Below are 19,845 nucleotides of genomic sequence, written 5' to 3'. Positions count from 1 at the left end.
CCCCGACGCGGGGCGTCGGGGCCGTCGAGGGGGGTGGGGAGGGGGTGGATCAGGCGTGCTTGACCAGCAGGAGGCGGTGCATGGGGGTGTCGAGCAGGGCGACGCGGCGCAGGCCGGCGTCGGCGAGCCACTGGTCGTAGTCGTGGACGGTGAAGGCGTCGCCGCCGCCGGTGGCGAGCATGGAGGCGGCGAAGAGGCGGAAGAAGCGGTTCTGGGTGTTGCCGTCGGTGCTGTCCTCGTCGACGATGTGGTCGGCGATGGCGATCACGCCGTCCTCGGTGAGGGCCTTGGCGGAGCGGAGCAGGAGCTCGCGGGCGGACTCCGGGGTCTGCAGGTGGAAGATGTTGACGAAGAGGGCGACGTCCACGCCGGTGCCCCAGTCGTCGGCCCAGAAGTCGACGACCTCGGGGTTGAAGCGCTCGGCCACGCCGAGGCGGTGGGCCTGGGCGTTGGCGATCGGGATGATCCGCTCGGCGTCCAGGGCACGGGCGTTGAGGCCGCTGAACTCCTGGAGGAGCAGCTGGCTGTAGATGCCGGTGCCGCAGCCGACGTCGAGCAGGGTGCGGCCGGTGCCGTCGGTCCAGCCCTGCTCGCGCAGCGCGGTGGCGAGGGTGGAGGCGATCGGCGGGGCCCAGAAGTTGATGCCGCGGACGAGGGAGGTGTAGTCCTCCTCGGAGATCTGGTTGAGCTGCTGGGAGCCCTCGGAGTTGCGGGCGCCGGTGCGGACGTTGGTGGCGAGGTTGCGCCAGGCGTTCCAGGCGACGTTGCGGTCGTGCCGGATCTTGCCGACCAGGCTGTACAGGCCCTCGGGGGCGAAGATGTCGTGCATCTCCGGTGGCAGGGTGTAGACGGCCTGGCCGTCCGCCGCGCGGCTGCGCTCGACCACGTCGTACGCGGCCAGGCCGTCGAGCAGGACGCGGGTGGCGCGCAGGTCGGTGCCGAGCTTGCTGGACAGCTCGCCGGCGGTGGCCGGGCCGCTGATCAGGGCGGTGAAGGCGCCGAGGTCGTGGGCGGCCTCGATGACGCCGGTGGCCCAGATGCCGATCAGGTGCTCGTACATCCGGTGGGCGGCGTTGACGCCGCTGCCGCGGCCGGGGAGCAGCTCGGTGTCGACCAGCGGGGTGTGGTTGTCGAAGGTGCGCACGGCGGGAATGGTCATGATCGTTTCTCCTAGTCTAAGTTGACGGTGCGTCTGGTGCGTCTGATCACAGGACGATTCCGCCGTCGATCTGCAGGACCGAGCCGGTGAGGTAGGCGGACTGCGGGCCCGCCAGGAAGGCGACCGAGTCGGCCACCTCGTCCGCCGTGCCGAAGCGGCCGAGCGGGATGTGCTTGAGGGCCTCGGTGCGCTGGGCGTCGGTGAGCACCGAGGTCATGTCGGTCTCGATCATGCCGGGGGCCACCGCGTTGACCCGGACGCCGTAGCGGCCGACCTCCTTGGCCAGGGCGCGGGTGAGCGCGATGATGCCGGCCTTGGAGGCCGCGTAGTTGCTCTGGCCGGGGTTCCCGTAGACGCCGGAGACCGAGGAGAGCGTGATGATCGAGCCGCCGCGGCGCTTGACCATCGGGAAGGCCACCGCCCGGCAGAGGTTGGCGGTGCCGGTGAGGTTGGTGTCGGTGACCGCCTGCCAGTCCTCGTCGGCCATCAGGAGGAGCGGCTTGTCGCGGGTGATCCCGGCGCTGGCGATGGCGACGGTGATCGGGCCGAGTTCCTGTTCGGTGCGGGTGACCCAGGCGCGGACGGCGGCGGCGTCGGTGACGTTCACCCGTTCGGCCAGGACGCCCACGCCGAGGGCGTCGAGCTCCTTGCCGAGGAGGTCGGCGGCCTGCTGGTCGGACTGGTAGCAGAAGCTGATCGCGTAGCCCTCAGCGGCCAGGCGCAGGGCGGCTGCCTTGCCGATGCCGCGGGAGCCGCCGCTGATCAGGGCGATGCCCGGGGCGCTCATCGGTCACCGCCGGTGAGCCGCAGGACGGCGCAGGCGGCCAGGCCCTGGTGGTCCAGCGAGGCGATCACGGCGAGGCGGCCGGCGGCCGCGGGGTCGTTCTCGGCCAGGGACAGCACGGTGGTGAGGGCGAAGACCGTCCCGGCGGAGCCGGTGTCGCCGAGCAGGGCGGGAACCCGGTCGACGGCCTCGGCGCCGACCAGCGCGGCGAGTTGCTCCCCGGCCGGCTGCCCGGTGACGGCCGCGGCCCAGACCTCGTCGGGGGTCGCGCCGGCCTGGTCGAGGGCCTCGCGGACGGTGTCGGCGAGGGCCTGTGCCGGGTCGTCGTCGACGTCCAGCCGGACGTCCAGGGCGAGCAGTTCGGCCAGTACCCGGCGGCCGGGCGGCAGCGTCCTGGCGGTCTCCATCAGCAGGACGGCGCTGCCCTCGCCGAGGGGCTGGTCGATGTCGCCGGCCAGCCACTCGCGGGTGGCCGACTGCTCCTCCACGGCACCGACCACGGCGCGTTCGGCGCGGTCGGCCGCCAGCAGGCGGCGGGCGTAGCCGAGGGCGAGCAGGCCGCCCGCGGCGCCGCCGGCCAGGGTGGTGTTGGGGCCCTTGAGGTCGAAGCGGATGGCGGTGGCCGCGGCCGGTCCGTTCATCAGCACGTTCGGCATCAGCTGGGCCGGCACGTCGTAGGGCTTCTCGCCTTCGAAGGAGGCCCGGCTGAACCCGGCGGCGCTGTGGGCGCTGCCGAGGGTGGTGCCGAGGACGAGGGCGGTGCGGCCGCCGGTGGCGATCGGGCTCTGCGCGGCCTCGGCCTCGTCGAGCAGTTCGCGGACGGCGGTGACGGCCAGGCCGGTGGCCCGGTCGAAGGTGCGGGTGCCGGCCTTGCCGAGCACCTTGCGGGTGTCGAAGTCCGGTACCTCGTGGGCCGGTTCCCCCCGGCCGACCCCGGCCGCGAACGCGTCGCGGCCGAGGCCGAACGGGGAGACGGCGGACCACGCGGTGATCAGCGGCCGGTCCCGGTGGATGGTGCTGGGGCTCCTCTTGATGGCTCGCTCGCTCATGCGCCCGCCTCGCTGTGCTCGGCGGGGGCATTCGCCCACGCGCTCCTCTTGATGGTTCGCTCGCTGCGCTCGCTCATCGGCTGGGCTCCTCGTCATGGCGCCCCAGGACGACGCAGGCGTTGTTGCCGCCGAAGGCCAGGCCGTTGTTGACCACCACCCGGAGGTCCGCGGGGACGGAGTGGTTGGGCACGCAGTCGATCTGGCACTGGGGGTCGGTGGTGCGGTGGTTGACGGTGGGCGGGACGAACCCGTGGGCCAGCGCGAGCGCCGAGGCGGCCGCGCCGAGCGCGCTCGCCGCGCCCATCGAGTGGCCGAGCATCGCCTTGAGGGCGACGGTGCGCGGCGGGGTGTCGCCGAAGACCTCGCGGATCGCGCGGGTCTCGGTGATGTCGTTGGTGGGGGTGCCGGTGCCGTGGGCGGAGACCAGGTCCACCTCGGTCGCCTTGACCCCGGCATCGGCGAGCGCCAGCTCCATGCAGCGGGCGACGCTCGACTGGTCGGGTGCGGTCGGGTGGTGGGCGTCGCAGTTGAGCCCGTAGCCGAGCAGCTCGGCGTAGATCCGGGCGCCGCGGCGCTTGGCCGAGTCGAGCGTCTCCAGGACGAGGACCCCCGCGCCCTCGGCCGTGAGCAGCCCCTCCCGGTCGGCGTCGAACGGACGGCAGAAGTCCGAGGAGACCAGACCGAGTCGGCTGAACCCGGCGAAGGTGCGGCGGCAGATCGCGTCCGCGCCGCCGACGACGGCGATGTCCGCCTCGCCACCGCGGACGGCGTCGAAGCCGTCACCGATCGCGTAGTTGCCGGCCGCGCAGGCGGTGCCGAGGACGGTCGGGACCGCCCGGGGGAGCCGCAGCTCCCGGGCGATGGCCAGGGCCAGCTGGTGGGACGGCAGCCGGCCGGCCACCAGCTGGTCCGACGGGTGCTCCGGGCCCTTGGCCACCGACTCGGCCATCATCTTGTCGAGTTCGGCGGCCTCGCCGTCGGTGGTGCCGACGGTGACCTGGGCGCGCAGCCCGGCGAGCTCCTGCTCGTCGAGGCCGGCGTCCTGGACGGCCATCCGGGCCGCCGCGACGGCGAACTGGGTGGCGCGGCCGAGCTGTTCGACCGGGAGGCGGTGGATCCACTGCTCCGGTTCGAAGCCGTCCACCTCGTGGCCGAAGGTGCGGAGGAAGCCGGTGGTGTCGAAGCTGGTGATCGGACCGGCGCCGCAGCGGCCCTCGCGCAGGGCCGAGGTGAACTCCGCGACCCCGTTGCCGATGCTCGACAGGACGCCGATGCCGGTCACCACCACGCGCTGGGGCTCACTCATCGCGCGGTCGCCCGGGACAGGACCTCCAGCACGGCGGACAGGTTGACCATGTTGGCCAGTTCCTCCTGCGGGATGGTGACGTTGAACTCCTTCTCCAGGCGGGCGAGGACCTCGATGGCGTTCAGCGAGTCGGCGCCGTAGTGGTCGATGAAGTGGTCGGTCAGGGTCAGCTCCTCGATCTCGAGGTCGAGGCAGTCGGCGACGATCTCGCGGACCTTCGTCTCGTCGATGGCGACAGCGCTCATGGTGTGCTCCTCAGGGGTGTTGGGTGGGTGGTGCTCAGGCAGTTGCGTCGATCAGGCAGTTGCGTCGATCAGGCTCTGCGGGCGCAGGTCGGTCCAGGTGCGCTCGATGTGGTCGAGCGCCTCCTGCCGGGTGCCGGCGCCCTTGACGGTCCGCCAGCCGGCCGGGACCTCGGCGAAGGCGGGCCACAGGCTGTGCTGGTTCTCGTGGTTCGCGAGCACGAGGAATGTGCCCTGCTCGTCGTCGAACGGGTTGCTCATGATTCTGATCCTTTCGGAATTCCCGGAAATCGTCCGCTTTCCGGGCGCAGCGGCCCCGGGGCGGAATTGTCCGGAGCGGTCGCCGACTGTTTTCAGTCCGACTTTCGCAGGGAGGCCGACAGGGTCTTTCCGATGAATGCGGCCGGCGTCGGTTCGAGCATCGAGTCGTGGTCGCTGTCGACCGGGTGCCGCAGGATCCGGCCGGTCACGTGCTCCCGCCAGGACTCCGCGTCCGGGTCGCCGGGGGCGACGCCGCGGGTGGCCGCGAACAGGAGCAGGTCGCCCTGGTAGCGGCCGGGGCGGTGGGCGTCGCCCAGCAGGCTGTGGGTGCGGATCACCCCGAGCAGCCTGATCAGCTCGGTCTCGTCCAGCTCCGCGAGCGCGTTGCCGGCCTCGGCGAGGCGCTTGCGTGCGGTGCCCGGGTCGACCGGGCTCTCGCCGGGGAGGCCGGCCCGTTCGAGCAGTTCGGCCAGGACGGCCCGATCGTCCGGCACGTCCTCGGCGGGCGAGCCGCTGCCGGGGTAGCCGTCCAGGTCGGCGAGCAGTTCGACCTGTTCGCCGCGGGCCTGCAGCTGGACCGCGATCTCGTGGGCGACGAGCCCCCCGAACGACCAGCCGAGAATACGATAAGGCCCCTGCGGCTGGATTTCCAGCATTTCGCCGAGATATTTTTCGGCGATTTCCCGGACGGACTCCGGGGACTTTTCCGGGGAGCGCACCCCACCTGCCTGGAAAGCGTACACGGGAATGTCCGCGTCAATTTCCGCGGCGAGGGTCAGGAAAGGCCAGCCGAGTCCGACCGCGCCGTGCACGCAGAACACCGGACGGCGGGTGCCGGTCGGCCGGATCGCCAGGACGCGCGCGAACGGGTCCTCGGGCGCACCGGTGCCGTCGACGGCGCCGGCCACCAGGGCCAGCCCGGCCACGGTGCGGTGCGCGAAGACGTCGGCCGGGGTGAGCTCCAGCCCGGCCGCGCGGGCCCGGCTGACCAGCTGGATGGACTTCAGGCTGTCGCCGCCCAGCTCGAAGAATCCGTCCTCGGCACCGACCCGGTCCAGGCCGAGCACCTCGGCGAACACCCGGCTGAGCGCGAGCTCCACCGGTCCGCTGGGCGCGCGGCCGTCCGAGCGGGCTACCGCCCGGTCGTCGGCCCCGGGCGCGGGCAGCGCCTTGCGGTCCACCTTGCCGTTCGGGGTGAGCGGCAGCGCCTCCAGTGGGACGTACGCGGCCGGGAGCATGTACTCCGGCAGTACGGCCGCCAAGTGGGCGCGCAGCGCGGCGGGTTCGGGCCGGTCGGGGCCGGCGGGCACCAGGTAGGCGACCAGCCGGCGTTCGCCGGGGGAGTCCTCCCGGTCGGTCACCGAGGCCCGCTCGACCAGCGGATGGTCCGTCAGCACGGCCTCTATCTCGCCGAGTTCGATCCGGAAGCCGCGGATCTTCACCTGGTGGTCGATCCGGCCGAGGTAGTCGATCGAGCCGTCCGGCCGCCAGCGGGCGAGGTCCCCGGTGCGGTACATCCGGGAGCCGGGCGGCCCGTACGGGTCGGCGGTGAAGCGCTCGGCGGTCAGGCCCGGGCGGTCCAGGTAGCCCCGGGCGAGGCCGGTGCCGGCCAGGTAGAGCTCGCCGACCACGCCCGGCGGCACCGGGCGCAGCGCGGCGTCCAGCAGCCGAGCCTGGTTGCCGGCCAGCGGGCGGCCGATCGGCGGGGTGCCGGTGTGGTCGGGCGCCAGGTCGACGCCGACCGAGTAGATGGTGGTCTCGGTCGGGCCGTACAGGTTGCTGACCTTCGCCGCGGCGCCGGTCAGCGCCGCCGCCAGGGCCGGGCTGAGGGCCTCGCCGCCGGTCATCACGTGCACCCCGGCCAGCGAGTCGGGCCGCGCGGTGACCAGCGCGTGCCACAGCGTCGGGGTGGCCTGCATGACGTGCGCCCCGGTGGCGAGGGTCAGCTCGGCCAGCAGCTCCGGGTCGCGGACCGTGTCGTGCGGGGCGAGCACCAGCCGGGCGCCGCTGAGCAGCGGGCCGAACAGCTCCAGGTTGGCGATGTCGAAACCGAAGGTGGTGACGGCCAGCAGGGTGCGCCCGGGGGCCAGGCCGACCCGCTCGGTGAGGTCCAGCAGGTGGTTGACCAGTGCCCCGCGCGGCACCAGGACGCCCTTGGGGCGGCCGGTGGAGCCCGAGGTGTAGATGACGTACCCGGTGTGCTCGGGCCGTACCGGTCCGGCCAGTTCGGCCGGGCGCAGGTGGTCCGCGTCCTGGCCGTCGACCAGCGCGGGGGTGGCCGGGTCGTCCAGCAGCAGGAGCCGGCCGTTGTCCAGGCCGGGGACGGCCGCGGCCACCTCGGTCACGGTCACGGTCAGCACCGGCCGGGCGTCCTTGGCCATCCCGGCGATCCGGTCGGCCGGGTAGGACGGGTCGATCGGCAGGTAGCCGGCTCCGGTCTTGACCGCCGCGAGCGCCGCCACCACCAGGTCGACGGAGCGCGGCAGCGCGATCGCCACCAGCCGGTCCGGCGCCGCGCCCTGGGCGACCAGGGTGCGGGCGAGCCGGTTGGCCCGGCGGTGCAGCTCGGCGAAGTCGACCCGCTGGTCGGCGTACTCGAGCGCGATCGCGTCCGGGTGGGCGTCCGCGGTGGCCTCCAGCAGGGCGGCGAGCGGCTGCCCGTCACCCCGGGCGTCGGCCCCGGCCCCGAGGGCCAGCAGCTCCTCCCGCTCGCCGGGCAGCAGCACCGGGGCGGCGCTGATCGGCCGGTCCGGCTGGTCGACCAGGACGCCCAGCAGGTGCACCAGCCGGTCGGCCAGTCGCTGGGCGCCGGCCGCGCTGAACAGGTCGGTGCTGTACTCCAGCCGGCCCGCCAGCCCGCCGGGGCCGTCCTGGCCGGAGACTTCGGCGAGTTCGAAGCAGAGGTCGAGCCGGGCCACGCCGAGCTCGGCCGCGCCCGCCTCGGCGGTGATGCCGGGCAGCTCCAGCCGGGCGGCGGCGTTGTTGTGCAGGGCCAGCAGGGTCTGGAACAGCGGGTTGCGGGCCGGGGCGCGCTCGGGGCCGAGGGCGTCGACCAGCTTCTCGAACGGCAGGTCCTGGTGGGCGTAGGCGGCCAGGTCGGTGGCCTTGACCCGCTCCAGCAGCTCGCGGAAGGTCGGCGCCCCGGACAGGTCGGTGCGCAGCACCAGGGTGTTGACGAACATGCCGACCAGGTCGTCCAGCGCGTCGTCGGTGCGACCGGCGATCGGGGTGCCGAGCGGGATGTCCTCGCCCGCGCCGAGCTTGCCGTGCAGGGTGGCCAGCGCGGCCTGGAGCACCATGAACAGGCTGGCCCCGCTCTGCCGGGCCAGCGCGACCGCCCGGTGGTGCAGCTCGGCCGGGACGGCGAAGCGGACGCTGTCGCCGCGGTAGCCGACGGTGGCCCGTCGGGCGGTCTCCACCGGCAGCTGCAGCTCCTCCGGCAGGCCGGCCAACTGCTCCTTCCAGTAGGCGATCTGGCGTGCGATGACGGACTCCTGGTCGCCCTCCTCGCCGAGCAGTTCGCGCTGCCAGAGCGCGTAGTCGGCGTAGTGCACCGGCAGCGGCGTCCAGGCGGGCGCGCGGCCGGCCAGCCGGGCGGCGTAGGCGGTGGAGAGGTCGCGGGCGAGCGGGCCGTTGGACCAGCCGTCACCGGCGATGTGGTGGATCACCACGACCAGCAGGTGGTCCTCGGGGCCGGCCGCGAGCAGCGTGGCCCGGATCGGCGGCCGGTTCGCCAGGTCGAAGCTCGCGGTGGCGAACTCCTCGGCGGCCGAGGCGAGTTCGCTCTCGTCGAGCTCGCGGACCGGCAGTGCGACGGCGGCCTGCCCGACGGACAGGACCTGCTGGTACGGCAGCCCGTCGCGGTCCGGGAAGACGGTGCGCAGGCTCTCGTGCCGCTCGACCACGTCGGTCAGCGCGGCGGTCAGCGCCGCGCGGTCCAGCGGTCCGCGCAGCCGCAGCGTCCAGGGCAGGTTGTAGGTGGCGGAGGGACCCTCCAGCCGGTCCAGGAACCAGAGCCGCTGCTGAGCGTAGGACAGCGGCAGCAGCGCCGGGCGCTTCCCGGCGGTCAGCGCGGGGCGGACGGCGTCCTGGGTGAGCCGCCCGGCCAGCGCGGCCACCGTGGGCGCGTCGAACAGGGTGCGGATCGGCAGTTCGGCGCCGAGCAGGGTGCGCACCCGGCTGACCAGCCGGGTGGCGAGCAGCGAGTGGCCGCCGAGCTGGAAGAAGTCCTCGTCGATGCCGACCCTGGGCAGGTCCAGCACCTCGGCGAAGGCGGCGCACAGCACCTCCTCCTGCGGGGTGCGCGGGCCGCGGCCGGTCGCCGAGGCGAGGTCGACCTCGGGCAGCGCCTTGCGGTCCACCTTTCCGTTGGGGGTCAGCGGCAGGGCGTCCAGCACCACCAGGGCGGAGGGCACCATGTACTCGGGCAGGATCGCGGCGGCCGCCGCCCGGCCCCAGGCCGGGTCGACCGGGCCGGTCACGTAGCCGACCAGCCGGGCGTCGCCGGCCCCGCCGCGGCGGACCACCACCACGGCGTCGCCGATCTGCTCGATCGAGCGCAGCGCGGCCTCGACCTCGCCGGGCTCGATCCGGTGGCCGCGGATCTTGACCTGGTGGTCGACCCGCTCCAGGAACTCCAGCTGGCCGTCCGGCCGGCGGATCACCCGGTCGCCGGTGCGGTACATCCGCGCGCCCGGCAGCGGGCTGAACGGGTCGGCGACGAACACCGAGGCGGTGCGGCCGGGCTGGTCCAGGTAGCCGCGGCCGACGCCGCGCCCGCCCACGTACAGCTCGCCGGGGACGCCGTCCGGGACCGGGCGCAGCGCGTCGTCCAGGACGTACAGTCCGGTGCCGCGCACCGCCCGGCCGATCGGGGCGCGCACCGAGTCCAGCTCTGCCGGGGAGCCGATCACGGCGTGCGTCACGTCGTCCGAGCACTCGGTCGGGCCGTACGCGTTGACCAGCGGGACCGCCGGGTAGCGGGCGAACCAGCGGTGGGCCAGGTCGGCGGGCAGCGCCTCGCCGGTGACCACCAGCTTGCGCAGGCCGTCCAGGACGGGCGGCTCGGCGCCGTCGTCCCAGCTGTCCAGGGCGGTCCGCAGCAGCGAGGGGACGACCTCCAGCACGGTGACGCCTTCGGGGGCGACCAGGCCGAACAGCGCCTGCGGGTCGGCGGCGAGTTCGCGGCCGGTGACCCGCAGCCGCCCGCCGACGACCAGCGCGGCGAGCATCTGCCAGACCGAGATGTCGAAGGTGACCGGGGCGTTGTGGACCAGCACGGTGTGCCCGTCCAGCTCCAGGTCGTCGATCTTGGCGAACAGGTGGTTCACCATGCCCGCCCGGTGCACCATGGCGCCCTTGGGGCGGCCGGTGGAGCCCGAGGTGAAGATGACGTACGCCAGGTCGTCGCCGGTGCCGCGTGGGGCCTGCGGCTTCTTGGCGACGGCCTTGCCCAGCTCCAGCACCGGGACGTCCAGCCCGGCCTCGGCCAGCAGCTCGGCGGCCATGGCGCGCTCGCCCGGGCCGACCAGCAGGGCGCTCACGTGTGCCTCGGCGGCCAGCACGGCGGCGCGCTTGACCGGCGCGGCGACGTCCAGCGGCAGCCAGGCCGCGCCCGCGCCGAGCACGCCCAGGACGGCGGTGACGAAGCCGCAGCCGGGCTGGGCGAGCACGCCGACCGGTCCGGTCGCGGCGCCCGCGTCGAGCAGCGCCCGGGAGAGGGCGCCGGCCCGGCCGGCCAGCTCGCGGTAGGTCAGCTGCTCGGCGCCGTCGGAGACGGCGACGGCGGCCGGGGTGGTGCGGGCGAACTCCTGGACCCGCGCCACCACGTCCGTCCACGGGTCGGTCTCGGCCGGTTCCGGGGCGGTGACGGCCAGCCGGGTGCGCTCGCCGGGCAGCAGCAGGTCCAGCTGCCCGAGCGGGCGGTCCGGCTCGGTCTGGGCGGTGCGCAGCACGTGCAGCAGCCGCTCGGCGACGACGGCGGCCTCGGCCGGGGTGAACCGGGCGGTGTCGTAGCCGATCTGGAGCCGCAGCCGCTCGCCGGGCAGGGCCATCAGGCTGAGCGGGTAGTGGTTGGCGTCGCCGGCCCGCAGGCCGGTCAGCCGCAGCCCGGCGACCTCGCCGGCCAGCGCCTTGGGGTCGAGCGGGTAGTTCTCGAAGACCAGCACGCTGTCGAAGAGGTCGCCGACCCCGGCCAGGCGCTGGATGGTGTTGAGGCCGAGGTGCTGGTGCGGCAGCAGGACGGACTGGCGGTCCTGCAGGGCGGACAGCAGCTCGGTGAAGCTCTGCGCCGGGTCCAGGTCGACCCGCACCGGCAGGGTGTTGATGAACAGCCCGACCATGCCCTCGACCCCGGGCAGCTCCGGGGGGCGGCCCGAGACGGTGCCGCCGAAGACGATGTCGCGCAGCCCGGTCAGGGTGCCCAGCACGGTCGCCCAGGCGCCCTGCACCACGGTGTTGACGGTCAGGCCGCGGCCCCGGGCCCATCCGGTGAGCGCGGCGAACTCCCGCTCGTCCAGCTCGACCGCGTGCTCGCCGGGCATGCCCCGCTGGGCGGGCTCGGTGCCCGCGGCCGCGCCGGACAGCCGGGTGGGCTCGGTGAAGCCGTCCAGCGCGGCCGTCCAGGCCGCCTCGGCCGCCGTGCGGTCCTGCCGGGCCAGGTGGGCCAGGTAGGACCTGTACGGGGCGGGGCGCGGCAGCGAGACGCCGCCGTCGGCGTAGCAGGCGAACAGCTCGCGCACCACGATCGGCATCGACCAGCCGTCGAACAGGATCTGGTGGGCGGTCAGCACCAGGCGGTGCTCCCGCTCGCCGAGCCGCAGCAGGCTGAAGCGCAGCAGCGGCGGGCGGGCCAGGTCGAAGGGGCGCAGCCGGTCGCGCTCGGCGAGCTCCTCACTCTCCTGGGCCGCGTCGGGGGCGGTCTGAAGGTCGACCTCCCGCCAGTCGAGCGCGACCTCGCGCGGCACGACCTGCACCGGGTCGCCGTTCTTGCGGTAGCGGAAGGCCGCCCGCAGGTTGGGGTGGCGCTCCAGCAGGGCGGTGACCGCGGCGCGCAGCCGCGCCGGGTCCAGCTCGCCCGCCAGGTCCATCACCAACTGCACGGTGTAGACGTCGAGTTCCTCGCGGTGGTACTGCGCGTGGAACATCAGCCCTTCCTGCAGCGGTGCCACCGGCAGGATGTCGCTCAGATTGGAGCTCCGCCCGGTTCGTCGCCCGGTGCGGGGCTCGGCCGAGGCCGTGGTCACAGCTCGTCCCCCCAGTCGTCCATGTCGTCCTCGAATTCGTCGATCTCGTCCTGGCTGAGTGCCACCAGGTCGAGGTCGGACGGCGTCCAGCCGCCGGCGCCGGGCTCCCGGGTGTGCCGCACCAGGGCCCGCAGGGCCTGGAACCAGCCCTCGGCCAGGTCCTCGGCGTCGGACTGCGACAGGGCCTGGCCGGCCCAGGTCCAGCGGGCGCTGAGCCGCGGTCCGTCCGGGCCGTCCTCGGTCACCGCGTTGACGTCCAGGACGTGCGGCAGCGGCATCTCCGGGTCGGCCCCGGCGGCCAGGGCGGCGGACTGCTCGGTCAGCGACCAGTCCTCGCCGGTGGGCGCGGGCATCCGGCCCAGGTAGTTGAAGCCGAGCTGCGGCCGGGCGGCGCCGGACAGCTCCTGCGAGCTCTCCTCGTCCAGGTACCGCAGTTGGCCCCAGCCGAGCCCGTGCCCGGGCACCATCCGCAGGTGCTCCTTGACCAGCTTGAGGCTGTGTCCGGCGGCCGGGCCGCCGGCGAGCGCCTCGGCCAGGTCCACCGGGCCCGGGTGCAGCCGCAGCGGGTAGGCGGTGGTGAACCAGCCGACCGTGCGGGACAGGTCCACGCCGGGGGCGAACTCCTCGCGCCCGTGGCCCTCCAGCTCGACCGGCACCGGCCCCTGCGGCCGCCCGGTGCGCCGCCGCCAGTCCGCGACGGCGAGCGCCAGGGCGGTCAGCAGCACGTCGTTCACCTCGGCGTGGAACGCCCCGGTGACCTCGGTGAGCAGCGCCGCCGTGGTGTCGCCGTCCAGGGTGCGGTGCAGCGTACGGGCGGTGGCGACGGTGTCCACCGCCGGGTCGGCGGGCCGGTGGCCCAGCGGGGCCTCCTCACCGGCCGACTCGGCGCGCCACCAGTCGAGTTGGGCGCGCAGCTCGGGCGTGCCCGCGGTCCGCTCCAGCAGTCCGGACCAGTGCCGCAGGGAGGTGCCGACCGGCTGCGGTCGCACCGGCTCGCCCGCCAGGACGGCCGCGTGCGCCCGGGCCAGATCGGGCAGCAGCACCCGCCAGGACACCCCGTCCACCACCAGGTGGTGCAGGGTGAGCAGCAGCTCGCCGCCGACGGGGTGCCACAGCGCCTGGACCATCACGCCCTCGCCGGGCGCCAGCCGCTGCCGGGCGGCGACCGCCTCGGCGGGCCAGTCGGCGGCCGGGCCGTCGAGGATCCGCAGCAGCGCGCCGGCGTCGACCGTGCCGGGCTCGGTGATCAGCAGCGACCAGTCCGGCAGCAGCCGCATCCGCAGCCCGTCGTGGTGGTCCAGCAGCGCCTGCAGGGCCGCGGTCAGCGACTCCCGGGTGGCGTCGGCCGGGGTGCGGACCAGGACGGCCTGGTGGAAGCCGTCCACCGGTCCGCCGAGTTCGCGCAGCCAGTGCCCGATCGGCAGCTGGCCCAGCGGGCCGACGCCGTCCTCGGTGCCGACCGTGGCGACCGCACCCTCGTCCTCGCCGTCACGGGCCACCACGGCCAGCGCCGCCGGGGTCCGGTGGGTGAAGACGTCCTGCGCGGTGACCACCAGCCCGGCCGCGCGGGCCCGGCTGACCAGCTGGATGGAGACGATGCTGTCGCCGCCCAGGTCGAAGAACCCGTCGTCGGCGCCGACCTCGGGCAGTCCGAGCACCTCGGCGAAGACCGCGCAGAACGCGGCCTCCCGGGCGTCGGCCGGGGCCCGGCCGGTGGAGGCGGCGGCGTAGTCGGGCGCGGGCAGCGCCCGGCGGTCCAGCTTGCCGTTGCCGGTCAGCGGCAGGGTCTCCAGCGGGACGAACGCGGACGGCACCAGGTAGTCGGGCAGCTCCGCCGCGAGCGCCGCCCGCAGCTCGCCGACCGGCAGGTCGGCCGGGGTGACGTAGGCGACCAGCCGCTTGTCGCCGGGGCGGTCCTCGCGGACCACCGCGGCGGCCTGCTCCACGCCCGGCCGGGCGAGCAGCGCGGTCTCGATCTCGCCGAGCTCGATCCGGAAGCCGCGCAGCTTGACCTGTTCGTCGACCCGGCCCACGTAGTCCAGCTGGCCGTCGGCCGTCCAGCGCACCAGGTCACCGGTGCGGTACATCCGGTCGTCCCGGCCGCCGTACGGGTCGGCGGTGAAGCGCTGGGCGGTGAGCTCCGGCCGGTGCAGGTAGCCGAGGGCCACCCCGGCGCCGGACACGTACAGTTCGCCGATCACGCCGGGCGGGGTGGGCCGCAGCGCCTCGTCGAGCACGTACACCCGGGCGCCGGCCAGCGGTCGGCCGATCGGCGGCTTGACCGCTCCGGCCAGTGGCTCGCTGACGGTGGCGCAGACCGTGGTCTCGGTCGGGCCGTACGCGTTGAGCATCCGCCGGCCCGCGGACCAGCGCTCCACCAGCTCGGGCGGGCAGGCCTCGCCGGCCGTGATGAGGGTCAGGCCCTCGGGCATCGGCATCCCGACCGGCCAGGCGGCGAGCACCGTCGGCGGCAGGCAGACCACCTCGATGCCGGCCTTCGCGACCAGCTCGGCCAGCGGCTCGCCGGGCGCCCGGTCGGCCTCCGCGGCCAGCACCAGGACGGCGCCGCCCAGCAGCGCGGTGAGCAGCTCCCAGGCGGCGGCGTCGAAGCTGAACGAGGCGAACTGCAGCAGCCGGGTGCCCTCGCCGACGCCGAAGCGGTCGTGCTCGGCCGCCAGCGCGGCCACCGCCCGGTGCGGCACCAGCACGCCCTTGGGGCGGCCGGTGGAGCCGGAGGTGTAGATCACGTACGCCGGGTGGTCCGGCCCCAGCGGGGCGACCCGCTCGGCGTCCTCCGGGTCGTGCGCGGGGGCACCGGCGATCGCGGCGGCGGTCGCCGGGTCGTCCAATAGCAGCACCGGTGAGGCCACCTGCTCCGGCAGCCGTCCGGCCACCGAGCTGTGGCTGAGCACCGCCAGCGGAGCGGAGTCCTCCAGCAGGTAGGCGATCCGCTCGCGCGGGTACGCCGGGTCGACGGGCAGGTAGGCCGCGCCCGTCTTGAGGACCGCGAGCACCGCGACGACCGCGTCGACCGTGCGCGGCAGCGCCAGGGCGACGATCCGTCCGGGGCCCGCGCCCAGGGCGATCAGGTGGTGGGCGAGCCGGTTGGCGCGCTCGTTCAGCTCGCCGTAGCCGACCTCGGCGCGCACGACGCCGCCCTCGAACCAGCGCAGCGCGGGCCGCTCGGGCGCGCGGTGCGCCTGCGCCTGGAACAGCGCGGGCAGCTGGACCGCACCGACGGTGGTCGGGGTCGCGGCCCCGCTCCAGGAGCCGAGCAGCAGCTCGCGCTCCTCGGGCAGCAGGGCGTCCAGTCCGCTGAGCGGCCGGTCGGGATCGCCGGTCAGCAGGCCGATCAGGTGGGCCAGCCGGTCCGCCAGGCCGCGGGCGGTCCGCTCGGTGAACAGGTCGGTGCTGTACTCCAGGGTGCCGGTGAGGCCGTCCGGCTCGCCCGATCCGTCGTACCGCTCGACGAGTTCGAAGGCCAGGTCGAACTTGGCCGTCCCGGTGCCGACCGGGCTGACCTCGGCGGTCAGGCCGGGCAGCTCGGGGCGGGCCGCGGCGTTGTTCTGGAAGGCGAGCATCACCTGGAAGAGCGGCTGGCGGGCCAGCGAGCGGCCGGCGCCGAGCCGGTCGACCAGCTTCTCGAACGGCACGTCCTGGTGGGCCAGGGCGGCCAGCACGGTCTCCCGGGCCCGGCCGACCAGGGTGCGGAAGGTCGGGTCGCCGTCCAGGTCGGTGCGCAGCACCAGGGTGTTGACGAAGAAGCCGACCAGGCTGTCCAGGGCCTGGGCGGTGCGCCCGGCCACCGGGGTGCCGAGCGGGATGTCCGTACCGGCGCCGAGCTTGCCGAGCAGCACGGCCAGCGCCGCCTGCACGACCATGAACGGGCTGGCGCCGGACTCCCGGGCCAGTGCGGCCAGCGCGCGGTGCGTCTGCGCGTCCAGCCGCAGCGGCACGGTGGCGCCCCGGTAGCTGGGCACCGCCGGGCGCGGGAAGTCGACGGGCAGTGCCAGCTCCTCCGGCAGCTCGGCCAACTGTGCTTCCCAGTAATCGAGCTGACGGGACATCAGAGACGATGGATCGTCCTGCTCGCCGAGCAGTCGGCGCTGCCAGAGGGTGTAGTCGGCGTACTGGACGGGCAGTTCGTCCCACTCCGGGGCACCGCCGGCCAGCCGGGCGCGGTAGGCGGCCTGCAGGTCGTCGACCAGCGGACGCACCGACCAGCCGTCGGCCGCGATGTGGTGCTGCACCAGCAGCAGCACGTGCTCCTCGACGCCGGTCTCGAACAGCACCGCGCGCAGCGGCGGCTCGGCGGCCAGGTCGAAGGGCGTGCCGGCCCGGGCGGCGAGCTCGGCGTCCAGCTCCTCGGCCGAGCGGCCGGTGAACGGGACGACGGGCAGCTCGGGCCCGGCCTCGCCGACCGGCAGCACCCGCTGGTGCGGGCGCCCGTCCTCGGCGGGGAAGACGGTGCGCAGACTCTCGTGCCGGGCCACCACGTCGGCCAGCGCCTCGGCGAGCGCCGCCCGCTCCAGGGCGCCGGTCAGCCGGACCGCGTGCGAGAGGTGGTAGGTGGCGCCCGCGGCGTCCAACTGGGAGAGGAACCAGAGCCGTTGCTGCCCGGGGGAGAGCGGGATCCGCTCCGGCCGGGGGCCGGCCACCAGCTCCTCCCGGGCCGGCTCGGCGCCGTCCAGGGCGAGCGCCAGGGCGAACGGGGTCGGTGCCTCGAACAGGGTGCGGATCGGCAGCTCGATGCCGAGCCGGGCGCGCAGCCCGGTGACCACCCGGCCGGCCAGCAGCGAGTGCCCGCCGAGCGCGAAGAAGTCCTCGTCGGCGCCGACCTCGTCCAGCTCCAGCACCTCGGCGAACAGCGCGCACAGCAGCGCCTCGCGCTCGGTGGCCGGGGCCCGCCGCTCGCGGCGCAGCGCGCTGAAGTCCGGTACCGGCAGGGCCTTGCGGTCCACCTTGCCGTTGGGGGTCAGCGGCAGCGCCGCCATCGGCACCAGCACGGCCGGGACCATGTAGTCGGGCAGTGTCCGGGCCAGTTCGGCGCGGACGGCGGCCGGGTCGGCGTCACCGGCGAGGTGGGCGACCAGCCGGGTGCCGCCGGACGGGTCCCGGGCGACGGTGACCACCGCGTCGGCCACGCCGGGGACGGCGCGCAGCGCGGCCTCGACCTCGCCGGGCTCGATCCGGTGGCCGCGGATCTTGACCTGGTGGTCGACCCGCTCCAGGAACTCCAGCTGCCCGTCCGCCCGGTGCACCACCCGGTCGCCGGTGCGGTACATCCGGGCGCCGGGCTCGTCCGTGTACGGGTCGGCGACGAAGGCCCCGGCGGTGCGCCGCGGGTCGTTCAGGTAGCCGCGGCCGACGCCGCGCCCGCCGACGTACAGCTCGCCGGGCTGGCCGGCCGGGACGGGCTGCAGCGAGTCGCCGAGGACGTAGAGCCGGGTGTCGCGGACCGGGCGGCCGATCGGGGCGCGCACCGAGTCCAGCTCCTCCGGGGAGCCGATCAGGGCGTGGGTGACGTCGTCCGAGCACTCGGTCGGCCCGAAGGCGTTGACCAGCGGGATGCCGGGGCGCAGCGCGAACCAGCGGCGGGCCAGGTCGGCGGGCATCGCCTCGCCGGTGACCACCAGCTTGCGCAGCACGGACAGCGGGGGCATCGGCGCGCCGGCCTCCCAGGAGTCCAGGGCGGCGCGCAGCAGCGAGGGGACGACCTCCAGCACGGTGACGCCCTCGGCGTCGGCGAGCGCGAACAGCGCGCCCGGGTCGGCGGCGAGCTCGCGGGAGACCACCCGCAGCCGCCCGCCCGCGACCAGCGGGCTCAGCATCTGCCAGACCGAGATGTCGAAGGTGACCGGGGCGTTGTGCACCACGGTGTCGGCCTCGGACAGCTCCAGGTCGGCGTGCTTGGCGAGCAGGTGGTTGACCATGCCGTCGCGGTGCACCATGGCGCCCTTGGGGCGGCCGGTGGAGCCCGAGGTGTAGATGACGTACGCCAGCTCGGCGGGGCCCCCGGCGGTCGGCAGCAGTTCCTCGTCGCGGGTGTCGTCGAGGACCAGGACGGCCGGGCGGTCCCCGGGCAGCGCGCCGAGCAGGGTGTCGACGTACGGCTGCTGGTCCTCGCCGTGCAGCAGGACGGTGGCGCCCGCGGCCTCGACCAGCGCCGCGCCGCGGGCGGCCGGGGCCTGGACGTCCAGCGGCAGCCAGGCGGCGCCGGCGCCGAGCACGCCGAGGACGGCGGTCACGAAGCCGGTGCCGGGGGCGGCGGCGACGGCCACCAGCCGGTCCGGCCCGGCGCCCGCGGCGACCAGCCGGCGGGACAGGGCGCTGGCCCGGGCGACCAGCTCGGCGTAGTCGAGCCGGCCGGCGTCGTCCTGGACGGCGGTCGCGCCGGGCCGGGCCAGGGCGAGTTCGCGGATCCGGGGCAGCACGTCGGTGAAGACCTCGGGCTGCTGCCGGTAGCCGTTCCCCTCGGCCAGGACGCGTTCGCGCTCGGCCTTCGGCAGGGCGGCGATCCGGCCGATCGGCAGTTCGGTGGAGACGGTGGCGAACTCGGCCAGGTAGCCGAGCAGGGCGTCGCGGAAGAGGTCCAGGCGCTCCTGCGGGTAGCGGTCGGCGTCGCCGTCGATCCGCAGCTCGCAGCCCTCCTCGCCGCTGTCCAGGAACAGGATCTGCAGATCCGGGACGGGGCCGGTGGACAGGTTGCGGACCAGCGCGCGGCACTCGCCGAGGGCGAACTCGCCGCCGGTCTGCAGCACGTTGACGGTCGGGCCGAAGGTGCGGCCGGCGTCGCCGGTCAGACCGAGGTCGCGGCGGATGGCGTCGTGCCGGTGGCGCTGGTGGCGCAGCGTACCGCGCAGGGTGGCCGCGACCTGGGTGAGCAGGCCGTCGCGACCGAGCGCGGGGTGGGCGGCGATCGGCAGCGGCAGGAAGTTGGCGCGCATGCCGGGGACGGACTGCGCCAGCGGCGTGGTCCGGGCGGCGACCGGCAGGGTCAGCACGACCCGGTCGGTGCCGGCGAGCTGGGCCAGGCAGCCGGCGGTGGCGCCGATCAGCAGGGTCTGCCAGGTGACCCGCTCGGCCCAGGCGGCGTCCTGCAGCCTGGTGACGGTGTCGGCCGGGATCAGACCGGTGCTGCGCAGGGTGGTGCGGGCGGGCGCGCCGAGGTGGCCGGAGAGCACGGTGGGCTCGATGCCGTCGGCCAACTGCTCGGCCCAGTAGGCGCGGTCGCGCTGGTGGGCGGGGGAGGCGAGGTAGTCGCTCTCCTCGGCGAGCAGCTCGGCGAGGGTCGGGTCGGCGGCCGGCTCGGCGTCGGGCAGGTCGTACTCGGCGGCGAGCCGGGCGTAGACCAGGGCGCGGCTGAAGCCGTCCACCAGGATGTGGTTGGCCTTCACGTACAGCCAGGCCAGTTCGGGGCCGATCAGCAGCAGGGTGGCGGCGAAGGCGTCGGGGCCGAGCGTGGACGGAAGCTGCCGGCCGGTCTCCAGGAACGCCTCGGCGGCGGCGAGCGGGTCCGGCGCGCCGGTCAGGTCGAGCACCGGGAGGGGGCGCTCGTGGGGCGGCTCGACGAGCTGCACCGGCTGTCCGTCGCGCTCGACGAAGCGCACCCGCAGGGCCTCGGTGCGGTTCTGCACGCGCTGCCAGGCGGCCCGCAGCCGCTCGTGGTCCAGCGGGCCGGTCAGCTCCAGGCAGTCCGCCATGGTGAACACCGGGTTGCCCGGGTCGAGCTGCTGGGCGAACCACATCTCGCGCTGGGCGGCGGACAGCGGGAGCTCTTCGGAATGCACTGTTTCAAAA

8 protein-coding genes are annotated in these 19,845 nt (G+C 75.0%); all 8 read right to left on the bottom strand.

Features of this window, described 5'->3' with window-relative positions; genetic code table 11:
• Positions 1–49 precede the first annotated feature (49 nt).
• The 8 genes from ACIG5E_RS02790 to ACIG5E_RS02755 all read right to left on the bottom strand — a co-directional run bounded on the left by ACIG5E_RS02790 (position 50) and on the right by ACIG5E_RS02755 (position 19,835).
• On the bottom strand, positions 50–1,159 hold the full coding sequence (locus tag ACIG5E_RS02790; protein ID WP_396531061.1) for a methyltransferase: 1,110 nt from the start codon (positions 1,157–1,159) through the stop codon (positions 50–52).
• Positions 1,160–1,205: 46 nt separating this feature from the next.
• On the bottom strand, positions 1,206–1,946 hold the full coding sequence (gene fabG / locus ACIG5E_RS02785) for a 3-oxoacyl-ACP reductase FabG (protein WP_396531060.1): 741 nt from the start codon (positions 1,944–1,946) through the stop codon (positions 1,206–1,208).
• On the bottom strand, positions 1,943–2,992 hold the full coding sequence (locus ACIG5E_RS02780) for a beta-ketoacyl synthase N-terminal-like domain-containing protein (RefSeq protein WP_396531059.1): 1,050 nt from the start codon (positions 2,990–2,992) through the stop codon (positions 1,943–1,945). Before ACIG5E_RS02780 ends, fabG begins: the two co-directional genes overlap by 4 nt.
• A gap of 73 nt (positions 2,993–3,065) precedes the next feature.
• The gene (locus ACIG5E_RS02775; protein ID WP_396531058.1) at positions 3,066–4,298 is read right to left on the bottom strand and encodes a beta-ketoacyl-[acyl-carrier-protein] synthase family protein; all 1,233 of its coding nucleotides are present in this window, start codon (positions 4,296–4,298) and stop codon (positions 3,066–3,068) included.
• Positions 4,295–4,543 (bottom strand): acyl carrier protein, encoded by a 249-nt coding sequence (locus ACIG5E_RS02770; protein WP_396531057.1) that lies wholly within the window; start codon positions 4,541–4,543, stop codon positions 4,295–4,297. The genes ACIG5E_RS02775 and ACIG5E_RS02770 overlap by 4 nt, the downstream gene beginning before the upstream one ends.
• 51 nt (positions 4,544–4,594) lie before the next feature.
• A complete protein-coding gene (locus tag ACIG5E_RS02765; protein ID WP_396531056.1) occupies positions 4,595–4,801 on the bottom strand; it encodes an MbtH family protein in 207 nt (68 codons plus the stop codon).
• 92 nt (positions 4,802–4,893) lie between these two features.
• Positions 4,894–11,970 (bottom strand): amino acid adenylation domain-containing protein, encoded by a 7,077-nt coding sequence (locus tag ACIG5E_RS02760; RefSeq protein WP_396531442.1) that lies wholly within the window; start codon positions 11,968–11,970, stop codon positions 4,894–4,896.
• A gap of 71 nt (positions 11,971–12,041) precedes the next feature.
• Positions 12,042–19,835, bottom strand: coding sequence for an amino acid adenylation domain-containing protein (locus tag ACIG5E_RS02755; protein WP_396531055.1), 7,794 nt, complete (start codon positions 19,833–19,835; stop codon positions 12,042–12,044).
• Positions 19,836–19,845 lie beyond the last annotated feature (10 nt).

The organism is Kitasatospora sp. NPDC053057 (genome assembly GCF_044546945.1).
Classification (GTDB): Bacteria; Actinomycetota; Actinomycetes; order Streptomycetales; family Streptomycetaceae; genus Kitasatospora.
The sequence above is the reverse complement of the archived record's forward strand: the minus strand, read 5'-3'. Positions and strand labels throughout refer to the sequence as shown.